The organism is Variovorax sp. DXTD-1, assembly GCF_003984625.1.
GTDB lineage: Bacteria > Pseudomonadota > Gammaproteobacteria > Burkholderiales > Burkholderiaceae_C > Variovorax.
Map to the genome: position 1 here is coordinate 1 of NZ_RWKH01000043.1, position 6,499 is coordinate 6,499.

Genomic DNA, 6,499 nt, shown 5'->3' on the forward strand with positions numbered 1-6,499 from the left:
GCTAGGAAAGAGAGATGTGTAGGTGGATCAAGGCATGCTGCACGCAGCGTATGACCGTTGCGTGACGGATTGGCGTCGGCGGACACGAGGTTGTCATATAGGTCGAACACCATCTGGCAAACCCCTTTGGCTTTCCTGATCCACACGCATCTTGCCGGCACTCCATGACTTGGCCGCCAACTCGTACGGCGGCGACGAAGCCGGGCTGATCTGCGGCTATTTGTTCGACGCCGCCGCGCCGGAGCCCGTGCGGGCGATCGACTCGGCGCAGGCCGCGGCGTGGCTGGACACTGGCGCGTCGCCCTCGTCGGACTCCGCGTTCCTGTGGTTGCACTTCAATTTGAGCCATGCCCAGGCCGAGCGCTGGCTGCTGCGCCACGCGCAACTCTCCGACACCTTTTATGAAGCGCTGCATGAGGGCCTGCCCTCCACGCGCATCGAGCGTGCCGACGATTCGCTGATCGCGGTCATCAACGACGTGCACTTCGAATTCAGCTTCGAGCCCTCGGACATCTCCACGCTCTGGATCAGCGTGGGGCCGCGCCTGGTGGTCACGGCGCGCGCCAAGCCGCTGCGCTCGGTCGACGCGCTGCGAACGGCGGTCAAGGCCGGAGACGCGCCGCGCTCGACCACCGAACTGCTCGAGCACCTGCTGCGCGCCCAGGCCGACGTGCTGGTGAAGATTGTGCGCGGCGTCACTTCCCGCATCGACCGCATCGAGGACGAGCTGCTGGCCGGCCGGCTCGACCACAAGCGTGCGCGGCTCGGCGTGCTGCGCCGGCTGCTGGTGCGGCTGCAGCGGCTGCTCGCGCCGGAGCCCGCCGCCCTCTTTCGCCTGCTGCAAGGGCCGCCGGCCTGGATGGCCGAGCCCGATGCGCAAGAGTTGCGCGGCTCGACCGAAGAGTTTTCGGTCGTGCTGCGCGACATGCAGGCGCTGCAGGAGCGCATCAAGCTACTGCAGGAAGAAATTGCCGCCAACGTCAACGAGGACAACAACCGCAGCCTGTTCGTGCTGACGGTAGTGACCGTGCTCGCGCTGCCCATCAACATCCTTGCCGGCCTGTTCGGAATGAACGTGGGCGGCATTCCGTTGGCAGAGCACAAGTACGGGTTCTGGATCGTGGTGGCCATCGTCGCCAGCTTTACCGCGGTGGCCGCGTGGACGGCTTTTCGCAAGAAGCGCTAAGCCGCATCGGCCGCGGCAGTAATGCTATTTATTTAATAGCAACCACAATAGCATCCATGCGCCCGCATCAGTGTTCCAGACCCAATAGAATGATCATGTGTCCTCTATTCTCAATGCCGATCTGCACTGCCATTCCGTGGTTTCCGACGGCACGCTGACGCCCGAAGAACTGGCAGCGCGCGCAGCTGCCAACGGGGTCGAACTCTGGGCGCTCACCGACCACGACGAAGTCGGCGGCCAGCACCGCGCGGCCGCAGCGGCGCGCGCCAATGGGCTGCGCTACCTCACCGGCACCGAGATTTCGGTGACCTTTGCCAACGAAACGGTGCACATCGTCGGCCTGGGCTTCGACCCCGACGATGCCGCCATGACGCAGGGCCTCTACGACACGCGCGGCGGCCGCGGCAAGCGCGCGCAGGAAATGGCCGAGGGGCTGGCCAAGGTCGGCATTCATGGCGCTTATGAAGGCGCGCTCAAGTTCGTCGGCAACCCCGAGCTGATCTCGCGCACCCACTTTGCGCGTTTCCTGGTCGAGCAAGGCCATTGCCGCGACACGCCGGAGGTGTTTCGCAAGTACCTGACCGAAGGCAAGCCCGGCTATGTGCCGCATCGCTGGGCCTCGTTGAAAGACGCGGTCCAATGGATCACGGCCGCCAAGGGCATGGCCGTCATTGCGCACCCGGGCCGCTACAAGTTCACCGCCAACGAGGAATACGCGCTGTTCCTCGAATTCAAGGCGCATGGCGGGCAGGCGATCGAGGTCGTCACCGGCAGCCACACGACAGCCGAATACGTCGAATACGCCGACAAGGCGCTCGAGTTCGATTTCGCCGCCTCGTGCGGCAGCGATTTCCACAGCCCCGACGAAAGCCATTGCGACCTCGGCAAGCTGCCGCCGTTGCCCGGCGCGCTCACGCCGGTGTGGGAACTGCTCAGCCACCGCATCCAGCAGTGAGCCAGAGCCCCGGGCCCGGCACCGAAAGCGCGGCAACGGCCGCACTGGCGAATGCCCGCGCCGCAGCACAGCAAACGCGCGACGTCGAATCCGAACGCATCCTTGCGGGCATCGGACTCGTGCTGGCGGCGGTGGCCTGCTTTGCCACGCTCGACACCGCCACCAAGACATCGACCGCAGCCGTGCCGATTCTCATGGGCGTGTGGTTTCGCTATGCCTTCCAGGCCGTGGCCACCACGGCGGTGCTGCTGCCCAAGCACGGCACGGCGCTGCTGCGCACGCAGCACCCGCGCTACCAGTTGCTGCGCGGCGCGCTGCTGCTGGCTTCGAGCACGCTGGCCTTCTTGAGCCTGCGCTACATGCCGCTGGCGGAGTTCACGTCCATCGTGCTGATAGCGCCGCTGGTCATTACGCTTCTCGCGGCCACCACGCTGAAGGAGCATGTTTCGGTGCTGCGCTGGGCGCTGGTGGCGGGCGGCTTCGTCGGCACGCTGGTCATCTTGCGGCCGGGCGGCGATGCGTTCAGCTGGGCCGTGCTGCTGCCCATCGGGCTGGTGCTGACCAATGCATGGTTCCAGGTGCTCACAAGCAAGCTGGCGCAAACCGAGAACCCGCTCACCATGCATTTCTATACCGGCTGGGTGGGCACGTTGATCGCATCCCTAGCGCTGCCGTTCGTGTGGACGGCCCTGCCCTCATGGCACTGGTGGGCATTGCTGTGCCTCATGGGTTTCATGGGCACGGTGGGGCATTTCATTCTTATCCTCGCCTACCAGCGCGCACCGGCCTCCACGCTCACGCCCTATCTTTATGCCCAGATCGCCTTTGCCATGCTGGGCGGCTGGCTCGTTTTTTCCCACGTGCCCGACCGTGTCTCGCTCATCGGCATTTCGATGATTGCGGTTTGCGGTGCGGCCGGCGCCTGGCTCACGGTGCGCGAGCGCCGCGTGCCCATCGAGCCGGCGGAATCGTAATCAGGAGTCTTCTTCATGGCCCAGTACTTCGAAGTGCACCCCGACAACCCCCAGCAACGCCTGCTGAAGCAGGCCGCCACGCTGCTGCAGCGCGGCGAGATCGTGGCCGTGCCCACCGACTCGAGCTATGCGCTGGCCTGCCACTTGGATGACAAGGACGCCGTCGACCAGCTGCGCCGCATCCGCCAGGTCGACGAGAAGCACCATCTCACGCTGATCTGCCGCGACCTGAGCGAGCTGGCCAACTATGCGCGCGTCGACAACAAGCAGTACCGCCTGCTGAACGCCGCCACGCCGGGCCCCTACACCTTCTTGCTCGAAGCCACCAAGGAAGTGCCGCGGCGCGTGAGCCACCCGCAGCGCAAGACCATCGGCCTGCGGGTGCCCGACCACAAGGTGCTGCTCGAGCTGCTGGCGCTGCACGGCGCGCCGCTGTTGGCCACCACCCTCATCGCACCCGGCGAAACCGAAGCACTGAACGACGCGCAGACCATTCGCGAGCGCTTCGAAAAGCAGATCGGCGCCGTCATCGACGCGGGCGCCTGCCCTTCGCAGCCCACCACCGTGGTCGACCTCACGCCCATGGGCACGGGCGACGATCCGGTCGTGGTGCGGCAAGGCCGCGGCGCGCTGGCGGTGCTTGGTCTCTGACGAGCGGCACCGAAGCTTTCAGTCTGTCTGACACAATCGCCCAGTGGATATTTCCAACCTGATACAGACCGTACTTATTTACGCACTGCCCGTGGTTTTTGCGATCACGGTGCACGAGGCGGCGCACGGCTACGTGGCGCGCCATTTCGGTGACGAGACCGCCACCATCATGGGCCGCGTCACGCTCAACCCGATGAAGCACATCGATCCCATCGGGACCATCCTGATGCCGTTGCTGCTGTACTTCGCAACCTCTGGCGCGTTCCTTTTCGGTTATGCCAAGCCGGTGCCGGTGAACTTCGGGCGCCTTCGCCACCCCAAGCGCGACATGATCTGGGTAGCGCTGGCCGGCCCAGCGTCCAACTTTGTGCAAGCGATTCTTTGGGCCCTGCTGCTGGTCGGGCTCGTTGCAGCGGGCATCGATGAAACCTTTTTCATCAAGATGGCTCAAGGCGGCGTGCTGGTCAACCTGGTGATGTGGGCCTTCAACCTCTTTCCGCTGCCTCCGCTCGACGGCGGGCGCGTGCTCGCGGGCCTGCTCCCCAACGGCCCGGCGCAAAACTTTCTGGCGCGCATCGAGCCCTTCGGCTTCTTCATCGTGATGGGCCTGGTCATCGCGGGCATCGTCAGCACCTTCTGGCTGCGCCCGCTGATGGACGTCGGCTACACGGTCATCAACGTGCTTATTTCACCGCTCACGGCTTTGCTGCGTTAAGTTCCTCTCCATGGCTTCGTCATCTTCAGCTCCCCTGCGCGTCCTGACCGGCATCACGCCGTCCGGCACGCCGCACCTCGGCAACTACGTCGGCTCGATCCGCCATTCGGTGCGGCAGAGCGTGGCGCCGGGCGTGGAGAGCTTCTTCTTCCTGGCCGACTACCACGCGCTCATCAAGGTGCAGGAGCCGGCGCTCATCCAGCGCTCCACGCTCGAAATTGCGGCCAGCTGGCTGGCTTGCGGGCTCGACCCCGAGCGCGTGACCTTCTACCGCCAGTCGGACATTGCCGAAATCACCGAGCTCACCTGGTTTCTGACCTGCGTGACCGGCAAGGGCGTGCTCAATCGCGCCCATGCCTACAAGGCGCAACTCGACAAGAACGTGGCCAAGGGCGAAGACCCGGACTCGGACGTGACCGCCGGCCTGTTCATGTACCCGGTGCTGATGGGCGCGGACATCCTGATGTTCAACGCGCACAAGGTGCCCGTGGGCCGCGACCAGGTGCAGCACATCGAGATGGCGCGCGACATGGCGCAGCGCTTCAACCACCAGTACGGCGAGCACTTCACACTGCCCGATGCCGAGATCGACGATGCCGTTGCCACCCTGCCCGGCCTGGACGGCCGCAAGATGAGCAAGAGCTACGGCAACACCATTGCGCTGTTTGCGCCGCGCGCCCAGCTGCAAAAGCAGATTGCGAGCATCGTCACCGACTCGCGCGCGCCCGGCGAGCCCAAGGACACCGAAGGCTCCGCGCTGTTCCAGATCTACCAGGCCTTTGCCAGCGCCGAAGAAACCGAGACGCTCCGCAAGGCGTACGTCGATGGCATCGGCTGGGGCGACGCCAAGCAGATGCTGTTCGAGCGTATCGACCGCGAAGTGGCACCGCTGCGCGCGCGCTACGACGAACTGATGAACAACCCCGCGGAGATTGAGCGCATTCTGCTCATCGGCGCTGAAAAGGCCCGCAAGCTCTCGCGCCCCTTCATGACCGAACTGCGCCATGCGGTGGGGCTGCGCAACCTTGCGGCCGGCCGCGACAAGGGCGGTGCGCGCAAAGCGGCCAAGGTCGCCAAGCCCAGCTTCAAGCAATATCGCGAACGCGACGGCCTGTTCTATTTCAAACTGCTCGATGCGAGTGGCGCGGCGCTGCTGCAAAGCCGTGGTTTCGCGTCGCCGCAGGAGGCCGGGCGTGCGATTGCCGCCTTGCAGCAACAGCGCGGCGCGGCATTGACCGCGCTCGCCGACCAGTTGGAGCCGGTCGGCACGGAAGAATTGAGCGCCGCGAATGCGGCGCTGGAAGCACTGGCGGAAGCAACGACCGCAACCAGCGGAAGTTGATCCGGGATATGTCCATCGGCTCACCCGCCGGGGACACACGAGAGTAGACGGGCGATCACAAAGGAAGAAAACATGAGCATTTATGTCATCGACGACCATCCCCTGATGCGCGACGCAATCGTGATGGTGTTGCGGCGCTTGCGGCCGGCCGAAAACATCGTCGAGCTCGAGCGGCTGGACAAGCTCGCGAGCTCGGTTCAGCAGCGCGGTGCGCCGACCCTTTTCTGCCTCGACCTGAAGCTGCCCGACACCAACGGGGTTTCGGGTGTGGTGGCAGTCAAGCAGGTCTATCCCAACGTGCCGATCGCCGTCTACTCGGCGGCGCCCGCTGCCGACATGGAAGACGCATGCATCGAAGCGGGCGCCGACACCTACATCGAGAAGTCGGCCAGCTCGGCCGAACTGGCCGCCGTGCTGCGCGGCCTCTTGATGGCCGGTTCGGAAGAAGCGGACGAGCCTGCACTGGCCAACAACAGCAAGCTGTCCAAGCGCCAGACGCAGCTGATCGCCATGCTCGACAAGGGCATGAGCAACCGCGACATCGCCACCGACCTGGAGATCAGCGAACACACGGTGAAGGTGCACCTGTGGCGTCTGTTCCGCCGCCTGGGCGTAAAGAGCCGCACGCAGGCGCTGCATTACGCGCGGACCAACGGGTTGATTTCGAATAACTAGT

The 6,499-nt window shown here is 64.9% G+C and carries 7 protein-coding genes; all 7 read left to right on the plus strand.

The genetic code is table 11. The features are described 5' to 3' along the window. Nucleotides 1-151 precede the first annotated feature (151 nt). The 7 genes from EJI00_RS24540 (at nucleotide 152) to EJI00_RS24570 (ending at nucleotide 6,498) form a co-directional block, all read left to right on the plus strand. Complete coding sequence (locus EJI00_RS24540) at nucleotides 152-1,186, plus strand: transporter (protein ID WP_126750079.1); 1,035 nt, start codon at nucleotides 152-154, stop codon at nucleotides 1,184-1,186. A gap of 97 nt (nucleotides 1,187-1,283) precedes the next feature. Then, nucleotides 1,284-2,141: a 3',5'-nucleoside bisphosphate phosphatase gene (locus EJI00_RS24545; protein WP_126750080.1), complete on the plus strand. Its 858-nt coding sequence runs from the start codon at nucleotides 1,284-1,286 to the stop codon at nucleotides 2,139-2,141. Then, nucleotides 2,138-3,115, plus strand: coding sequence for a DMT family transporter (locus EJI00_RS24550; RefSeq protein WP_126750081.1), 978 nt, complete (start codon nucleotides 2,138-2,140; stop codon nucleotides 3,113-3,115). The genes EJI00_RS24545 and EJI00_RS24550 overlap by 4 nt, the downstream gene beginning before the upstream one ends. A gap of 15 nt (nucleotides 3,116-3,130) precedes the next feature. Then, nucleotides 3,131-3,766, plus strand: a complete 636-nt coding sequence (locus tag EJI00_RS24555; RefSeq protein WP_126750082.1) for an L-threonylcarbamoyladenylate synthase — start codon at nucleotides 3,131-3,133, stop codon at nucleotides 3,764-3,766. Nucleotides 3,767-3,809: 43 nt separating this feature from the next. Further along, the gene (locus EJI00_RS24560; protein WP_126750083.1) at nucleotides 3,810-4,481 is read left to right on the plus strand and encodes a site-2 protease family protein; all 672 of its coding nucleotides are present in this window, start codon (nucleotides 3,810-3,812) and stop codon (nucleotides 4,479-4,481) included. Nucleotides 4,482-4,491: 10 nt separating this feature from the next. Continuing rightward, a complete protein-coding gene (locus tag EJI00_RS24565) occupies nucleotides 4,492-5,823 on the plus strand; it encodes a tryptophan--tRNA ligase (protein ID WP_126750084.1) in 1,332 nt (443 codons plus the stop codon). A 72-nt stretch (nucleotides 5,824-5,895) separates the two neighbouring features. Then, entirely contained in the window at nucleotides 5,896-6,498 is a 603-nt protein-coding gene (locus tag EJI00_RS24570; RefSeq protein WP_126750085.1) for a LuxR C-terminal-related transcriptional regulator, read from the plus strand. Nucleotide 6,499: the final 1 nt, after the last annotated feature.